The sequence below is a fragment of the Streptomyces sp. NPDC101393 genome, from assembly GCF_044767385.1.
In the GTDB taxonomy this organism is placed as follows: domain Bacteria; phylum Actinomycetota; class Actinomycetes; order Streptomycetales; family Streptomycetaceae; genus Streptomyces.
In genome coordinates this window covers 73,475-89,270 of record NZ_JBIWNU010000004.1, presented here as the reverse complement: position 1 = coordinate 89,270, position 15,796 = coordinate 73,475, and the positions used below count along the sequence as shown (strand labels likewise).

Below are 15,796 nucleotides of genomic sequence, written 5' to 3'. Positions count from 1 at the left end.
CCGCCACAGCCCCCGGGAGCGTAAGTGAGCTTCAATCTCGCCACCATGCTGGACGAATCGGCGCAAGCCACCCCGGACAAACGCTGCGCCATCGTGCACGACACGGCCCTGAGCTACGCCGAGGTCGAGCACCGCGCGGGCCTGGTGGCCGGCAATCTGCTCGCGCTAGGGCTCGAACGCGGCGCGAAGGTCGCGGTCCACCTGCCCAACATCCCCGAGTTCCTGTACGCGTACTTCGGGGCGATGCGGGCGGGGCTGGTCATGGTGCCGCTGAACCCGCTGCTGCGCGGCCCGGAGATCGCCTATCACCTGGAGAATTCCGACGCCCAGGTGCTGATCACGTTCGAGGCGTTCGCCGAGGAGGCGCGGCGCGGTGTAAGCGCGGTCCCGGGCGTGGCCCCCTATGTGGTGGGCGGACCGTCGGGCGGGGACCCGTCCTCCTGGGCCGGGGCCTTCGAGACGCTGCTCGCTCCGGTGGAGATCCCGGAGATCGTGCCCACCGACGCGGACGAGACCGCCGTCCTGCTCTATACGAGCGGCACCACCGGCAAGCCGAAAGGCGCCGAACTCACGCACTTCCAGCTGTACATGAACTGCACCGTCGCCGGTGAGCTGATGGAGTTCGAGGACGACGACGTCTCGGTGGCGGTGCTGCCGCTGTTCCATGTGTTCGGGCTCTCCAGCGTCCTGAACGCCACCGTCCGCTTCGGCGGCACGATGGTGCTGGTGCCGCGCTTCGAGGCGAGCGCGGTCCTCGACGCCGTCCAGCGGCACCGGGCCACGATCTTCCCGGGCGTGCCGACGATGTATGTGGCGCTGCTGGCGGCGGCCACCGACGCGTGGGATGTGTCGTCGCTGCGGGTGGGCATCTCGGGCGGCGCCCCCATGCCGGGCGAGGTCATACGGGCCTTCGAGGAGCGCTTCCCCGGCGTGGTGATCCTGGAGGGCTACGGGCTGTCGGAGTCGGCGAGCACGACCACGTTCAACATCAGCGCCGAGCAGCGCAAGGTGCTGTCGGCGGGCAAGCCCGTGTGGGGCGTGCAGGTGCGCGTCGTCGACGCGGACGACAAACCGCTGCCGCGCGGCGCGGACAGCGTCGGCGAGGTCGTGATCCGCGGCCACAACATCCTCAAGGGCTACTACAAGAACCCGGAGGCGACCGCCGAGGCGATGCGGGGCGGCTGGTTCCACACCGGTGACCTGGGCTATCTCGACGAGGACGGCTATCTCTTCATCGTCGACCGGACCAAGGACCTCGTCATACGCGGCGGCTACAACGTCTATCCGCGGGAGGTGGAGGAGGTGCTGTACGACCACCCGGCCATCGCCGAGGCCGCGGTCATCGGACGGCCCGACGAGCGGCTCGGCGAGGAGGTCGTCGCGGTGGTCAGCTTCAAGGAGGGGATGACCGCCGGGCCACCGGAGCTGATCGCGTTCTGCAAGGAGCGGATGGCCGCCTACAAGTACCCCCGCGAGATACGGGTGCGGTCCGAGCTGCCGAAGGGACCGACCGGGAAGATCCTCAAGAAGGAGCTGCGCTGATGGGAGCGGTGGAGACCGTGCGGGGCCGGGTCGACACGGCCGCCCTGGGCCGTACGTACATGCACGAGCACATCTTCGTGCTGACGCCCGAGGTACAGCAGAACTATCCGGACCATCCCGGTGGTTGGGGCAGTGACGATGTCCGGGTGGCCGAGGCCGTGCAGAAGCTGGGGGCGCTGAGCGGTCAGGGGGTGTGCACCATCGTGGATCCGACGGTGATCGGTCTGGGGCGCTACATCCCGCGGATCCAGCGGGTCGCGGAGCAGCTTCCCGACCTCAACATCGTGGTGGCGACGGGCTGTTACACGTACTCCGATGTGCCGTTCTACTTCCACTACCGGGGTCCCGCGCTGAACGAGATCACGGGGACCGAGGCGCCCGACCCGATGGTGGACATGTTCGTCGGGGACATCGAGGGCGGTATCGCCGGCACGGGCGTCAAGGCGGGGCTGCTCAAGTGCGCCATCGACCAGCAGGGGCTCACACCGGGGGTGGAGCGGGTGATGCGGGCGGTGGCCCGCGCGCATCTGCGGACCGGCACCCCGGTCACCGTCCACACCCACCCCGATTCGCGTTCGGGGCCCGTGGTCAAGCGGGTGCTGTGTGATGAGGAGGGGGTGGATCCGCGGCGGGTGGTCCTCGGGCACAGCGGGGACACCACCGATGTGGATCACCTCAGCGAGCTGGCCGAGGCGGGGTTCGTCCTCGGCATGGACCGCTTCGGGATCAATGTGGAGACGACCTTCGAGGCCCGCGCCGACACCGTGGTGGAGATGTGCCGCCGGGGATACGCGGGGCAGATGGTGCTCTCGCAGGACGCGTCCTGCTATATCGACTGGATCGATCCGGAGGTGCTGCCACTCCTGCCGCAGTGGCACTACCTGCACATCGAGGAGGACGTGCTGCCGTATCTCCGGGAGCACGGGGTCACCGAGGAGCAGATCACGACCATGCTGGTCGACGTCCCCCGGCGGTATTTCGAGGCCGGGCCCACGACGTCCTGACGGAGCCCGCGGGCAGGCGGACGCGGGCGCGCGCGGCGGACCCACCGAGCGCGGCGGACGCACCGCACACGAAAGCGCCGGCCGGGCCCGCCTCGCAGCGGGTCCGGCCGGCGCCCGTGGTCCGAGGAGACCGGGAGCGTTACCGGGTCAGCAGCCGAGCAGCCGCGCGCCCAGGTACGCCTGGATCTGGTCCAGCGACACCCGCTCCTGCTTCATGGTGTCGCGCTCGCGCACCGTGACGGCATTGTCGTCGAGGGTGTCGAAGTCGACGGTGACGCAGAACGGGGTGCCGATCTCGTCCTGGCGGCGGTAGCGGCGGCCGATGGCGCCCGCGTCGTCGAACTCGATGTTCCAGTTCTTGCGCAGGTCCGTGGCCAGGCCCTTGGCCTTCGGCGACAGGTCAGGGTTACGGGACAGCGGCAGCACCGCGACCTTGACCGGCGCCAGGCGCGGGTCAAGGCGCATGACCGTGCGCTTCTCCATCTTGCCCTTGGCGTTGGGCGCCTCGTCCTCGATGTACGCGTCGAGCATGAAGGCGAGCATGGCGCGGTTCACACCGGCCGCGGGCTCGATGACGTACGGAGTCCAGCGCTCGCCGGCCTCCTGGTCGAAGTAGGACAGGTCCTGGCCGGACGCCTTGGAGTGCGCGGTCAGGTCGTAGTCGGTGCGGTTGGCCACGCCCTCCAGCTCGGAGAACTCGGTGCCGCCGAAGTTGAAGCGGTACTCGATGTCAGCCGTGCGCTTGGAGTAGTGGGAGAGCTTCTCCGCAGGGTGCTCGAACCAGCGGATGTTCTCCTCGCGGATGCCGAGGTCGCGGTACCAGTTCCACCGCTGCTCCATCCAGTATTCCTGCCACTGCTCGTCCTCGCCCGGCTTGACGAAGAACTCCATCTCCATCTGCTCGAACTCGCGCGTGCGGAAGATGAAGTTGCCCGGAGTGATCTCGTTCCGGAAGGACTTGCCCATCTGCGCGATGCCGAACGGCGGCTTCTTGCGCGAAGTCTGCTGGACCTGGGCGAAGTTGGTGAAAATACCCTGGGCGGTCTCGGGGCGCAGGTAGGCGACCGAGGCGGTGTCCTGGGACGGGCCGAGGTGGGTGGAGAGCAGGCCGGAGAACTGCTTGGGCTCGGTGAAGCCGCCCTTGTTGCCGCAGTGCGGGCAGTTGATGTCGGCCATGCCGTTCTCGGGCAGCTTGCCGTGCTTGGCCTCGTACGCCTCTTCCAGATGGTCCGCGCGGAACCGCTTGTGGCAGGAGGTGCACTCGGTCAGGGGGTCGGTGAAGGTGGCGACGTGGCCGGAGGCCTGCCAGACCTCGGGGGCCAGGATCACCGACGAGTCGAGACCGACGACATCTTCGCGCGAGGTGACCATGGCGCGCCACCACTGGCGCTTGATGTTCTCCTTGAGCTCAACACCGAGGGGACCGTAATCCCAGGCAGCCCGGGAGCCGCCGTAGATCTCACTGCAGGGGTAGACGAAGCCACGGCGCTTGCTCAGGCTGACGATGGTATCGATCTTGTCGGCGGCCACGGTGCTCTCTTCATTACGACGACGAACGATGGATAGGAGCGGCGCCCTCACGTCTCATGAGGGGTGGTGGTCGGGAGACGGGCGGGCGAATGGCTCAGGGTACCGGCGGCCGTACCCCCTGGATCAAATCGGTTCCGGCTCCCCGTCTTCCGCTCTTTCGTCGGAGGTCCCCTCCGAGGCCCCTCCAGTGTGCGCCCCGCCACCTTTGTTGACAATCGTTTCCAACTTTGTTGAAAATGACTGTCATGAACATACGCCGTCACATATCCCTCGTGGCCGTCGCCGGAGCCTCGGCGCTCGGCCTGCTCGCCCTTTCGGCCTGCTCCCCCGACGCCGGGGGCAGCGAAAACGGCAAGCTGAAGGTGACGGCGTCCTTCTATCCCATGGAGTTCCTCGCCAAGCAGATCGGCGGCAAGCACGTCGAGGTCTCCGACCTCACCCGGCCCGGCGTCGAACCGCACGACCTCGACCTCACCCCGCAGCAGATCGGCAAGCTCGGCGAATCCGGCGCGATCGTCTACCTCAAGGGCCTGCAGCCCGCCGTGGACAGCGCCGTCGAACAGTCCGGCGTCGAGAACGTCGCCGACGCGGCCTCCCTGACCGGCCTGGAGAAGCACGGCACCGAGGTCGACGGCCACCACCACACCACCGGCGACAACCACTCGCACTCCGACGCCGAGGGCGGCAGCGATCCGCACATCTGGCTGGACCCCGTGAAATACGCCGAGGTCGCCAAGGGCGTGAACAAGACCCTCGCCAAGGCCGACCCCGACCACAGGGCCGACTTCCAGAAGAACACCGACGCCCTGGTCAAGAAGCTGGACGGGCTGAACACCGCCTTCGAGGACGGCCTGAAGAAGCGGTCGTCGGACACCTTCCTCACCACCCACGCGGCCTTCGGCTACCTCGCCGAGCGCTACGGCCTGACCGAGGAGGCCATCAGCGGCCTCGACCCCGAGTCGGAGCCCAGCGCCAACCGCATCAAGAACCTGCACGACCTCGCCGGGAAGCACCACGTCTCCACGGTCTTCTTCGAGACGATCGCCAACCCCGCCACCGCCAAGTCGCTGGCCGGCGACCTCCACCTGAAGACCGATGTCCTCGACCCGCTCGAAGGGATCACGGGCAAGTCCCGCGGCAGGGACTACTTCGGCGTGATGCACTCCAACCTCGCCGCGCTCCAGAAGGCGCTCGGCGCCAAGTGACCGGCAGGCCGGGCGACCGCGCGAGCAGCCAGACTTTCGAGCAATCCAGTCCGCACGTGACGGAGGTCACCATGAACAAGCCGCCGGCCGAAGCGTCCGCACCGCCGGTCATCGACCTGCGCGGGGCCACTGCCGCGCTGGGCGGACGCCCCGTGCTGCGCGGCGTCGACCTCGTGGTGCGCTCCGGCGAGGTCGTCGCGCTGCTCGGCGCCAACGGCTCGGGGAAGTCCACCGCCGTCCGCTCGGTGATCGGCCAGGTACCGCTGAGCGGCGGCGAGCTGTCGCTGTTCGGCACGGAGTTCCGCCGCTTCAGGGATTGGGCCCGCATCGGCTACGTCCCGCAGCGCACCACCGCGGCGGGCGGCGTCCCCGCCACCGTCAGCGAGGTCGTCACGGCCGGGCGGCTGGCCCGGACGAAGCTCGGGTGGCTGCGCAAGGCCGACCGGGCCGCGGTGCGCCGCGCGCTGGAGCTGGTGGGCATGGCCGACCGCGCCAAGGACTCCGTCAACGCGCTCTCCGGCGGGCAGCACCAGCGGGTGCTGATCGCCCGCGCGCTGGCCGGCGAACCGGAACTGCTGATCATGGACGAGCCGATGGCCGGCGTCGACCTGGCCAGCCAGGAAGTGCTGGCCGGAGCGCTGCGCGAGCAGGTCGCCGCCGGCACCACCGTGCTGCTGGTGCTGCACGAACTGGGCCCGCTGGAGCCGCTGATCGACCGCGCCGTGGTCCTGCGGGACGGCTGCGTCGTGCACGACGGCCCGCCTCCGGAGGCCGTCGGCCAGCATGCGCTGCCCGGCCACGACCATGTCCACCCGCACGCCGACGCGGCCGCGGAACCGATCCGGACGGGGCTGCTCACCTGATGGAACTCCTCACCTACCCCTTCATGCAGCGGGCCCTGATCGCCGCCCTGATCGTCGGGATCACCGCCCCCGCCATCGGCATCTACCTCGTCCAGCGCCGGCAGGCCCTGATGGGCGACGGCATCGGCCATGTCGCCCTCACCGGCGTCGGCCTCGGCTTCCTGCTGAACACCAGCCCGGTCTGGGTCGCCACCGCCGTCGCCGTGCTCGGCTCCGTCGTCATGGAACTGATCCGCTGGTACGGCAAGACGCGCGGCGATCTCGCGCTGGCCATGCTGTTCTACGGCGGTATGGCGGGCGGCGTGATGCTGATGAACCTGTCCGACGCCGGGTCCAACGCCAACCTCGGCACGTACCTCTTCGGGTCGATCACGACGGTCTCGCCGCAGGACATGACGACGATCTATGTGCTGGCCGCCCTGGTGCTGGTGATCACGGTCGGGCTGCGCCGCCAGCTGTTCGCGGTCTGCCAGGACGAGGAGTTCGCCCGCGTCACCGGGCTGCCGGTGCGGCTGCTGAACCTGCTGGTCGCGATCACCGCCGCGGTCACCGTCACCGTCGCCATGCGCGTCGTGGGGCTGCTGCTGGTCAGCGCCCTGATGGTGATCCCGGTCGCGGCCGCCCAGCAGATCAGCCGCAGCTTCAAGCTGACCTTCGCGCTGGCCATCGGGATCGGCGTCGCGGTCACCCTGACCGGCACCACCACCTCGTACTACGTCGACGTACCGTCCGGCGCGACCATCGTGCTGTTCGCCATCGCACTGTTCGTGATCTTCACGGGACTGGCGGCGCCGCTGGCGAAAAGGCGCGCGAGGGCTGCCGCGGACCCGGCCGACGGGTGCACTCTGGAAGTACCCGGCAGCCGCACCCCGGCGGACGACGTCCGGGTCTGACACACGGGTATCGCGGCGTGACACACCTGTAGCTGTATGTGTAAGCGTCCAACCAGGGTTCCGGCCATCACCTGGCACAATGGCCGGACTCCCCCGTCCTCCAGGACGCGGGAGCTGCCCCCACCTGCCAGGGGGAGACCTGACGTCCTAGGGAGGCAACGGTGGCGACGAGCGCGGGATCTCCGGTACGCGGCCGGTCGACGCGGCAGCGGACCGCCGTTTCGGCCGCACTCGACGAGGTGGACGAGTTCCGCAGCGCGCAGGAACTCCACGACATGCTCAAGCACCGGGGCGACTCGGTCGGACTGACCACCGTCTACCGGACGCTGCAGTCCCTCGCCGACGCCGGTGAGGTCGATGTGCTGCGCACCAACGACGGCGAGGCGGTCTACCGCCGGTGCAGCACCGACGATCACCACCACCATCTGGTGTGCCGGGCCTGCGGCAAGGCCGTCGAGGTCGAGGGCCCCGCGGTCGAGAAGTGGGCCGACCAGATCGCCGCCGAACACGGCTTCCGTGACGTCGGCCACACCATCGAGATCTTCGGCACCTGCGGCGACTGCGCGGAGCAGCCCGGCAAGCAGTAGCGCCGACCGCACACAGCGAACAGCGGACGGGCCGCCTCCCACCGGAGGCGGCCCGTCCGCTGTCATCCGCTGCCGGCTACTTCGCCGACTGCGCGTCCGGCTCCGGAGCGGCCCCGAAGCGGCGGTCGCGCCGCGCGTACTCATGGCAGGCGTCCCACAGATTCCGGCGGTCGAAGTCCGGCCACAGAATGTCCTGGAACACCATCTCGGCATACGCGCTCTGCCAGATCAGGTAATTCGACGTCCGCTGCTCACCGGACGGCCGGACGAAGAGGTCCACATCCGGCATGTCCGGGTAGTACATGTATTTCGCGACGGTCTTCTCGTTCACCTTCGACGGGTCCAGCTTTCCGGCCCGCACATCCGCCGCGATCGCCGCCGCCGCGTCCGCGATCTCCGCGCGACCGCCGTAATTCACGCAGAAATACAGCGTCATCGCGTCATTGTCCTTGGTCTGCTCCTGGGCGATCTGGAGCTCCTGCACCACGGACTTCCACAGCTTCGGCATCCGCCCGACCCAGCGGATACGAATGCCCAGCGCGTCCATCTCGTCACGCCGCCGACGGATGACATCGCGGTTGAAGTTCATCAGGAAACGCACCTCGTCGGGCGAGCGCTTCCAGTTCTCCGTCGAAAAGGCATAGAGCGAGAGGTTCTTCACGCCCATTTCGATGCAGCCCTTGAGGACGTCCATGACGACGCCCTCACCGACCTTGTGGCCCTCGGTGCGGGGCAGCCCGCGCTCCTTGGCCCACCGGCCGTTGCCGTCCATGACGACCGCGACGTGGTTCGGGACGAGCTCCCCGGGGATCTTCGGCGGACGCGCACCGGACGGGTGCGGCTCGGGCGTCTCGTAGTCACGTCGATTACGGCCCAGAATCCCGCGTCGTGCCATGCGCCCCACGTCTCCCATGTCTCGTATATCTCGTACTTCTGGTGCTTGTCGTATGCCTGGCGGGGCTACTTCTCCACGTACCGGAGGGAGCGCAGGCCCCGCTCCAGGTGCCAGTGCAGATACGCCGCTACGAGCCCGCTGCCCTCCCGGACATGCCGCGCCTCGCAGGCGTCCGCCGTCTCCCAGTCGCCGGTCAGCAGCGCACTCAGGAGACCGATGGCCTCAGAGGAGGGTACGACGCTCCCCGGCACCCGGCAGTCGCCGCATATGACGCCGCCCGACCCCACCGAGAAGAACCGGTGGGGACCGGGCAGACCGCACTTCGCACATGCGTCGAAACTGGGCGCGTAGCCGTTCACCGCGAGCGAGCGCAGCAGGAAGGCGTCCAGCACCAGATGCGGTTCGTGCTCGCCGTTGGCGAGCGTCCGCAGCCCGCCGACCAGCAGCAGATACTGCTGCACGGCCGGCTCGCCCTCATGGTCGGTGAACCGCTCGGCGGTCTCCAGCATCGCGGTGCCGGCGGTGTAGCGCGCGTAGTCGGTGACGATCCCGCCGCCGTACGCCGCGATCGTCTCGCTCTGGGTGCACAGCGGCAGCCCGCGCCCGATCAGCTCGCCGCCGCGCGCAAAGAACTGCACATCGACATGCGAGAACGGCTCCAGCCGCGCCCCGAACTTCGATTTCGTCCGCCGCACCCCACGGGCCACGGCCCGGACCCGCCCGTGCCCACGGGTGAGCAGCGTGATGATCCGGTCCGCCTCACCCAGCTTCTGGGTGCGCAGCACGATGCCGTCTTCGCGGAACAGACTCATGGGGGCCATTGTCCCGCATGCCGACGACCCGCCGTCCCCGCCGGGTGCGACCGCTCCGGGATGCGTTCATGACATCCCGCTGCACTCAGGGCCGGCCGGGGCAGCGGCCGGGCCGTCGGCGCTCCCGGGGCAGCGCGGAGGGGTGGAGCACGACGCCGGCCGGCGTCGGCGGCTTCAGCACCGCCCTCCGGCCGTCCGTGGTGCCGCCCGGCAGACGGCCGCGGCCCGAGCCGCGCGGGGTGCCGCCGCGGCCGATCGGCGCCGGGCGGAGGCGTGCGCCGGGCGGAGGCGGTGTCCGCCGGAAGCGGCGACCGGCCGACGCGGTCGGTGCGGACATCCATGACGAAACGGTCCCAGCGGCGGCGGATCTCCTGCGGGGCACAGCAGTGGAGTACCCCATGCCCAACAGACAACCGGACCATGGACGCCGGACAACTCCGATGCACGACTCCCCACGGTCAACGGCAGGCCGCTTGGGCGTTCTTCGGGCCGGAGCCGGAGCGGTGCCGGGAGGGCGCCGGGCCAACCCGGGGTCTGTGGCGGCGAGTCGGCGATCGTGCCCGGGCTGTCGCAGACATCCGCCTGCGCATGGGCGTTGCCGCACGGGGGCGGCCCGCTCGCTGCTGACGCGTACGGCGACACTCACGGCGGCAACCGCGTCGAGGGCGCAGGGGGCAGATTGCAGGGCGCCGACGGATTCCCCGGCGTCGTCCCGGTCGGGACAGCAAGGCCCCGCAGCGGCCCGTGCCGGTCGTCCCGGCAGCAGGCCGGACCTCGTTCATCGCCGGCCTCAAGGGAACCGGTTCGCTGCCTGTCTGATACGCCCTCACCCTTCACAAAGGCCCCGCCATTTGCACGTTTGACGGGGCCACATCACGTCATCGACCCGGTCATCCCGCGCGGAACGTGATCTTCCGTACTTCTCGCTCGGGCGTGCGATCGGACCCTTACAGGACGTCAGCTCACCGGTAGCATCCGGGGATGATCGGCAGCACAGTGCCGTGTCGGCCGGCCGCTCGCCCCAGTACCCCACTCAAGGATCTCGATGACATCCATACCGGAGGCACTGTTGTGGTGCCTCAGCGCAGGTACGGCCGCCGCCGTGGTCCTGGCGGCGCTCCTGATCCGTGCGCGCACGACGCGACTTGATCTGCACAAGCGCCTCGCCGCCGCTGAGGAACAGAACAGTGCCACGCTGCACAGCAATACGGAGCTGACGGCCCGGCTGCGGGCCACCGAGGCGGAGATCCGGCATCTGGCCGGCGCCCGGGTTCCCGATCTCACGACGGCGCTCGCCCACCCGCACGTGCCCGTACGCGGACTGCTGGACTCGCGGTTCGCGGGCAGTGAGACCGATCACGCGCTGACCGCCGTACTGGAGCAGATCAGCGACGCGGTCACCAAGGAGCGGCAGCGCGTCGACGCCGCCGCGCAGTCCACGCTGCGGGGTGCGACCACCACCATCCAGGCGCTGCTCTACCAGCTCCAGACGTCGCTGCAGGAGATGCAGCACCGCTACGACGACCCGGACGTCGCGCAGGACCTGCTGGCCGCCGACTTCCTCAACGAGCAGGCGCTGCGGCGTATCCAGGCCACCGGCGTGGTGTGCGGCGCCTGGCCGGGTCTGACCCGTGAGGACTCCTACCTCGCCGAACTGGTCGTCGGCGCCACCTCCCGGCTGCGCGGCTACGAGCGCGTCCAGGTCAGCAATCAGCTGCGCGACCCGGTCGCCGTCGTGGCGCGGGCCGTCGAGCCGATCGCGATCACCGTCACCGAGCTGCTGGCCAACGCGCTGCACCACTCGCACCACGAACTGCCCGTCGTCGTCACGCTCCAGCAGGGCAACCGCGGCGCCTCGGTCATCGTCGACGACTACGGCGTCGGCATGCATGCCGACGAGATCAAGCTCGCCACGGAGCTGCTGTCCGGTACGGACGACGTGCTGCTGACCCAGCTCGGCGACCCGCCGCGGTCCGGTTTCGCGGCGGCCGGTCAGCTGGTGCGCCAGTACGGCTACGGCGTGCACGTCGAGCCGTCCCCGTACGGCGGTGTGCGCGCCGTCGTGTACATCCCCGGCGACCCCCTTCTCACCGTCCTCGACGAGAGCGCCCAGCCCATGTCCGTGATGGCTCCGCTGCCGCACCGCTCCGGGGCGCAGGACCGGCCCTCGACCGTCCTGCCGACCGGCACCCGGGCCGCGGCCCCGGCCGAGGCGCCCGCCGCCCCCGCCCACGCCGCACCGGCCCATGCCGCTCCGGCCCACGCCGCCCCCGCGCCCGACCCCGCCGACCGCCTCGGCGCGGCGTCCGAGCCGCCGGTTGACGGTGAACTCCCGCGCCGGCGACGCCGCCGGCCCGTATCCGAGCCCGACGAGAGCGTGCCGCGCACCGAATCGGTCCGCGAGCGCTCCCCGGAGGAGACCGGCTCCCTGTGGGCCGCGCTCCAGCAAGGCACCGAATCCGGCCGGGCGGCAGCCCAGCCCGACCCCCCGCGCAGTCCTGAAGGGAACGCCCACTCATGAACAGCCCAGCCCGCCGCCGAGTCGCCGAGGACAAGTCCTGGGTGCTGGCCCCGCTCCTGGAGCTGCCGCACGTCAAGCACGCGGCCGTCATCTCCGGAGACGGGTTCATCGAGGGCTGCTCGCCCGGCCTGGAGCGGGATTCCGCCGAGGGCGTCGCCGCCATGATGTCCGCGCTCCAGGGCGCGGGGCGCGCGGTCACCGCGGCGTTCGCCGGCACGGACGACGCCAAACTGCGGCAGACCGTCATCGAGTCCGAAGAAGGCTGGGTCTTCGCGATCCCCGCCGGCCAGAACACCTGCCTGGCGGTCTTCGCGGCACCGGAGGTGAACATGGGCGTGGTGGCCCACCACATGCAGGTCCAGGTCACGACCCTGGGCAGCAAGGTCATGAACAGCCCGACTCGGGACCTCGGCAGCCCGGCATGACCCCGCGCCAGAGCAACAGGCGCCTCGTACCGGCCTATCTGGCGACCGGCGGACGCGCCCGACCCAGCCGCAACACGTTGGACCGGCTCTCCCTGCTGCACAGCTCGGGGATGCCGGTCACCAGTGATGTACGCCCGGAAGAGCACCGGATCCTGGAGCTTCTCCAGCCCGGGGCGTTGTCTCTGGCCGAGGTCGCAGCCCATCTGCACCTGCCCGTCAGCGTGGTGAAGGTGCTGGTGGCCGACCTTGTCGACGCCGGACGTCTGCACGCCCGTGTCCCCATTCCCGAAGCCGAGCAATTCGACCGGCAGATCCTGGAGAGGGTTCTCGATGGACTCCGCTCTCTCAAGTCCTAGCCCCGGCAACGGACCCAGCGCCGGCAGCGCTCCCGCCACCGGCAACATGTACCTCTCGGGCGCCGACCAGACGCTGGTCAAACTCCTGGTCGCGGGGCCGTTCGGGGTCGGCAAGACCACGCTCATCCGTGCGTTGTCCGAAACCCCGCCGCTGCACACCGAAGAGGTCATGACGCAGACCGGCGCGATCGTCGACGATCTCGCCGGGGTCCGGGACAAGACCACCACCACCGTCGCCATCGACTTCGGGCGGCTCACCCTCCCCGGCGACCTGGTGCTCTACCTGTTCGGCACGCCCGGACAGAAGCGCTTCCGGCCGCTGTGGCAGGACATCGCCCGCGGCGCGCTGGGCGCCCTCGTCCTCGCCGACACCCGCCGGCTGGCGGACTCCTTCGAGGTGATGGACATCGTCGAGGAGGCCGGGCTGCGCTACGCCGTCGCCGTCAACACCTTCCCCGACGCGCCCCAGTACGACGTCGAAAAGCTCCGCGACGCACTCGACCTGCACCCCGAGACGCCGCTCGTGCTGTGCGACGCCCGCGACCGGGAACAGTCCGTCGACGCGCTGATCGCGCTCGTCGGCCACGTCCTGGCCCACACGCCCGAGGAGAACCCGTGACCTCCCCGCACCAGCCCGCCGGCAGCCCGCCACCGGGCTGCCCGGCACACGCCGGGGCCCCGCCCCACACCAAGCCGCCGGCCACCGAGCCCGACGCGTACGCGCCCCTCAAGCTGTACGGGCCGGAGTACGCGGCCGAACCGGAGCGCTTCTTCCGGCACCTGCGCCAGTTCGGGGCGCTCGCGCCCGTCGAGATCGCGCCCGACGTGACCGCGCTGCTGGTCACCGACTACCGGGCCGCGCTGGACCTGCTGCACGACGACACCACCTGGTCCAAGGACTCCCGCGCCTGGATGGAGACCGTCCCGGCGGACTCCCCCGTCATGCCGATGCTGATGTGGCGGCCCAACGTCTTCTACAGCGACGGCCCGGCGCACGACCGCTACCGCCAGGTCATCACCGACAGCTTCCGGCTCGTCGAACCGCACGAACTGCGCGCCCGCGTGCACCACGCCGCGGACACCCTCATCCAGCGGTTCGGCGCGCACGGCCGGGTGGACCTGATCGCGGAGTACGCCCGGCTCATCCCGCTGCTGATGTTCAACAACCTCTTCGGGCTGCCCGACTCCTACAGCGAGCAGCTCATCGCGGCCATCGCCGGGATGCTGGACGGCAATTCGCCCGAGGAGGCGGCCGCCGCCAACGCCGCGTACGAGTCGTACATCATGGAGCTGGTCGGCGCGAAGAAGGCGCAGCGCGGGGCAGACCTCACCTCGTGGTTCATGGACCACCCCAACGACCTGACCGACGAGGAACTGATCCACCAGATCATCCTCACCATGGGCGCGGGCAACGAACCGCTCGCCAACCTCATCGGCAACGCGCTCTCCCGGATGCTCTCCGACGACCGCTACTACAACACCCTGTCGGGTGGCGCGCTGACCGCGCGGGACGCGATCAACGAGGTGCTGTGGAACGACCCGCCGCTCCTGAACTACTCCGCGCACTTCCCGGTCCGTGACGTCTTCTTCCACGGCACCTGGGTGCGGGCGGGCCAGCTGGTGATGGTGTCGTACGCGGCCGCCAACAGCCAGTTCGACACCACGTCCCAGCAGGGGCCCAGCTCCGGCAGCGGTTCGCACCTCTCCTGGGCCGCGGGCCCGCACGCCTGCCCCGTACAACGGCATGCGCTGCTGATCGCCACCACCGCGATCGAGCGGCTCACCGCATGGCTCTCCGACATCGAACTCGCGGTGGAGCACGAGCAGTTGGAATGGCGCAACGGCGCCTTCCACCGGGCGCTGGTCGCCCTCCCCGCCCGCTTCACCCCCATCACCCCCGACCAGGCAGGAGCCACGCCATGGGACAGCAGCCCCTCGTCATCGACCCCGTCGGAGCCGATATCCACGGCGAGGCAGCGCGCCTCCGCGCCATAGGCCCGGCGGCGCGCGTCGAGCTGCCCGGTGGCATCGAGGCCTGGTCCGTCACCGGCCACGCCCTGCTCAAGGAGCTGCTGACCGATCCGCGCGTCTCCAAGAACCCGCGCGAGCACTGGCCGGAGTGGCAGCGCGAGGAGATCCGCGGCAGCTGGCTCCAGTCGTGGATCGGCGTCACCAACATGTTCACCGCGTACGGGCCCGACCACCGGCGGCTGCGCAAGCTGATCGCCCCGGCGTTCACCGCCCGCCGCACCGACGCGATGCTGCCCAGCGTCGAGCGGGTCACGAAGTCCCTCATCGACTCTCTCGCGGCAGTCCCCGCGGGCGAGGTCGTGGACCTGCGCGAGGCCTTCAACCACCCGCTGCCGATGGCGGTCATCTGCGAGCTGTTCGGCTTCCCCGAGGGCGAGCGTCGCGGCGAGCTGGCCCGGCTGGTCGCGGCCATCATGGACACCACCGCCACCCCCGAGCAGGCCACCGCCACCGGAGTGGCGGTCTACACGCTGCTCAGCGGCCTGGTCCAGGAGAAGCGGGAGAATCCCGCCGAGGACCTCACCAGCCTCCTGGTGTCCGCGCGGGACGACGAGGGCGAGCGGATGACCGAACAGGAGCTGCTCGACACGCTCCTCCTGGTCATCGGGGCCGGTCACGAGACCACCGTCGACCTGCTCGGCAACGCCGTGCACGCGCTGCTCAGCCACCCCGACCAGCTCGAACTGGTCCGCTCCGGGGCCTCCTCCTGGAACGACGTCATCGAGGAGACGCTGCGCTGGCGCCCCAGCATCGCCAACCTCCCGCTGCGGTTCGCCGTCGAGGACATCGAGATCCCCGGCGGCCCCACCATCCGCAAGGGCGAGGCGATCCTGCCGTCCTACGGTGGCGCGGGCCGCGATCCGGAGCAACACGGCCCGAGCGCAGCCGAGTTCGACATCCAGCGCTCCGGCCAGGAGCACCTCGCCTTCGGCCACGGCGTCCACCACTGCCTCGGCGCCCCCCTGGCCCGCATGGAGGCCCGCACCGCCCTCCCGGCCCTCTTCGACCGCTTCCCGGACATGCAACTCGCGGTCCCCGCCGACTCCCTGGAGCCGGCCGGCGGCTTCATCGCCGGCGGCTTCCGCAGCCTGCCGGTACGCCTCACACGGGGCTGAGGCCGACGTTCCGTACG

15 protein-coding genes are annotated in these 15,796 nt (G+C 70.1%); 12 read left to right on the top strand and 3 right to left on the bottom strand.

Going from position 1 to position 15,796, the window contains the following annotated elements; translation table 11 throughout:
- Window positions 1–24 precede the first annotated feature (24 nt).
- Together ACIRQ7_RS13880 and ACIRQ7_RS13875 are read left to right on the top strand one after the other, a co-directional pair.
- A complete protein-coding gene (locus ACIRQ7_RS13880) occupies window positions 25–1,542 on the top strand; it encodes a long-chain fatty acid--CoA ligase (RefSeq protein ID WP_404262405.1) in 1,518 nt (505 codons plus the stop codon).
- Complete coding sequence (locus ACIRQ7_RS13875) at window positions 1,542–2,546, top strand: phosphotriesterase (RefSeq protein ID WP_404262403.1); 1,005 nt, start codon at window positions 1,542–1,544, stop codon at window positions 2,544–2,546. The genes ACIRQ7_RS13880 and ACIRQ7_RS13875 overlap by 1 nt, the downstream gene beginning before the upstream one ends.
- 147 nt (window positions 2,547–2,693) lie before the next feature.
- Here the strand turns inward: ACIRQ7_RS13875 and ACIRQ7_RS13870 are convergent, their stop codons facing one another.
- Window positions 2,694–4,076, bottom strand: a complete 1,383-nt coding sequence (locus tag ACIRQ7_RS13870; protein WP_401471703.1) for a glycine--tRNA ligase — start codon at window positions 4,074–4,076, stop codon at window positions 2,694–2,696.
- Between the two features lie 245 nt (window positions 4,077–4,321).
- On the opposite strand from ACIRQ7_RS13870, the gene ACIRQ7_RS13865 reads away from it, so the two are divergent.
- The 4 genes from ACIRQ7_RS13865 (at window position 4,322) to ACIRQ7_RS13850 (ending at window position 7,624) form a co-directional block, all read left to right on the top strand.
- On the top strand, window positions 4,322–5,281 hold the full coding sequence (locus ACIRQ7_RS13865) for a metal ABC transporter substrate-binding protein (RefSeq protein WP_404262401.1): 960 nt from the start codon (window positions 4,322–4,324) through the stop codon (window positions 5,279–5,281).
- Window positions 5,282–5,352: 71 nt separating this feature from the next.
- Window positions 5,353–6,144: a metal ABC transporter ATP-binding protein gene (locus ACIRQ7_RS13860; RefSeq protein WP_404262399.1), complete on the top strand. Its 792-nt coding sequence runs from the start codon at window positions 5,353–5,355 to the stop codon at window positions 6,142–6,144.
- Window positions 6,144–7,037: a metal ABC transporter permease gene (locus ACIRQ7_RS13855; RefSeq protein ID WP_404262398.1), complete on the top strand. Its 894-nt coding sequence runs from the start codon at window positions 6,144–6,146 to the stop codon at window positions 7,035–7,037. Before ACIRQ7_RS13860 ends, ACIRQ7_RS13855 begins: the two co-directional genes overlap by 1 nt.
- A gap of 161 nt (window positions 7,038–7,198) precedes the next feature.
- Complete coding sequence (locus ACIRQ7_RS13850) at window positions 7,199–7,624, top strand: Fur family transcriptional regulator (RefSeq protein ID WP_401471691.1); 426 nt, start codon at window positions 7,199–7,201, stop codon at window positions 7,622–7,624.
- Window positions 7,625–7,700: 76 nt separating this feature from the next.
- Here the strand turns inward: ACIRQ7_RS13850 and ACIRQ7_RS13845 are convergent, their stop codons facing one another.
- The gene (locus ACIRQ7_RS13845; RefSeq protein ID WP_401471688.1) at window positions 7,701–8,519 is read right to left on the bottom strand and encodes an isoprenyl transferase; all 819 of its coding nucleotides are present in this window, start codon (window positions 8,517–8,519) and stop codon (window positions 7,701–7,703) included.
- Window positions 8,520–8,584: 65 nt separating this feature from the next.
- Window positions 8,585–9,331 carry a DNA repair protein RecO gene (recO, locus tag ACIRQ7_RS13840; RefSeq protein WP_404262397.1) on the bottom strand — a complete coding sequence of 249 codons (747 nt, stop codon included), beginning with the start codon at window positions 9,329–9,331 and terminating at the stop codon, window positions 8,585–8,587.
- Between the two features lie 1,045 nt (window positions 9,332–10,376).
- Here recO and ACIRQ7_RS13835 point away from each other — a divergent pair.
- The 6 genes from ACIRQ7_RS13835 to ACIRQ7_RS13810 are packed head-to-tail and all read left to right on the top strand — an operon-like array spanning window position 10,377 to window position 15,779.
- Complete coding sequence (locus tag ACIRQ7_RS13835; RefSeq protein WP_404262395.1) at window positions 10,377–11,852, top strand: ATP-binding protein; 1,476 nt, start codon at window positions 10,377–10,379, stop codon at window positions 11,850–11,852.
- Window positions 11,849–12,277, top strand: coding sequence for a roadblock/LC7 domain-containing protein (locus tag ACIRQ7_RS13830; RefSeq protein WP_401471670.1), 429 nt, complete (start codon window positions 11,849–11,851; stop codon window positions 12,275–12,277). Before ACIRQ7_RS13835 ends, ACIRQ7_RS13830 begins: the two co-directional genes overlap by 4 nt.
- The gene (locus ACIRQ7_RS13825) at window positions 12,274–12,633 is read left to right on the top strand and encodes a DUF742 domain-containing protein (RefSeq protein WP_393891895.1); all 360 of its coding nucleotides are present in this window, start codon (window positions 12,274–12,276) and stop codon (window positions 12,631–12,633) included. Before ACIRQ7_RS13830 ends, ACIRQ7_RS13825 begins: the two co-directional genes overlap by 4 nt.
- Window positions 12,634–12,679: 46 nt before the next feature.
- Window positions 12,680–13,252: a GTP-binding protein gene (locus ACIRQ7_RS13820; protein ID WP_401471666.1), complete on the top strand. Its 573-nt coding sequence runs from the start codon at window positions 12,680–12,682 to the stop codon at window positions 13,250–13,252.
- A complete protein-coding gene (locus ACIRQ7_RS13815; RefSeq protein ID WP_404262393.1) occupies window positions 13,249–14,628 on the top strand; it encodes a cytochrome P450 in 1,380 nt (459 codons plus the stop codon). The genes ACIRQ7_RS13820 and ACIRQ7_RS13815 overlap by 4 nt, the downstream gene beginning before the upstream one ends.
- Window positions 14,553–15,779 (top strand): cytochrome P450, encoded by a 1,227-nt coding sequence (locus ACIRQ7_RS13810; RefSeq protein WP_404262391.1) that lies wholly within the window; start codon window positions 14,553–14,555, stop codon window positions 15,777–15,779. Before ACIRQ7_RS13815 ends, ACIRQ7_RS13810 begins: the two co-directional genes overlap by 76 nt.
- The last annotated feature ends 17 nt before the right edge of the window (window positions 15,780–15,796 follow it).

Coding starts and splice junctions, on each gene's coding strand:
- ACIRQ7_RS13875 (WP_404262403.1), top strand. CDS start 1,542: ATGGGAGCGGTGGAGACCGTGCGGGGCCGGGTCGACACGGCCGCCCTG.
- ACIRQ7_RS13865 (WP_404262401.1), top strand. CDS start 4,322: ATGAACATACGCCGTCACATATCCCTCGTGGCCGTCGCCGGAGCCTCG.
- ACIRQ7_RS13860 (WP_404262399.1), top strand. CDS start 5,353: ATGAACAAGCCGCCGGCCGAAGCGTCCGCACCGCCGGTCATCGACCTG.
- ACIRQ7_RS13855 (WP_404262398.1), top strand. CDS start 6,144: ATGGAACTCCTCACCTACCCCTTCATGCAGCGGGCCCTGATCGCCGCC.
- ACIRQ7_RS13845 (WP_401471688.1), bottom strand. CDS start 8,519: ATGGCACGACGCGGGATTCTGGGCCGTAATCGACGTGACTACGAGACG.
- recO (WP_404262397.1), bottom strand. CDS start 9,331: ATGAGTCTGTTCCGCGAAGACGGCATCGTGCTGCGCACCCAGAAGCTG.
- ACIRQ7_RS13835 (WP_404262395.1), top strand. CDS start 10,377: ATGACATCCATACCGGAGGCACTGTTGTGGTGCCTCAGCGCAGGTACG.
- ACIRQ7_RS13830 (WP_401471670.1), top strand. CDS start 11,849: ATGAACAGCCCAGCCCGCCGCCGAGTCGCCGAGGACAAGTCCTGGGTG.
- ACIRQ7_RS13825 (WP_393891895.1), top strand. CDS start 12,274: ATGACCCCGCGCCAGAGCAACAGGCGCCTCGTACCGGCCTATCTGGCG.
- ACIRQ7_RS13820 (WP_401471666.1), top strand. CDS start 12,680: ATGTACCTCTCGGGCGCCGACCAGACGCTGGTCAAACTCCTGGTCGCG.
- ACIRQ7_RS13810 (WP_404262391.1), top strand. CDS start 14,553: ATGGGACAGCAGCCCCTCGTCATCGACCCCGTCGGAGCCGATATCCAC.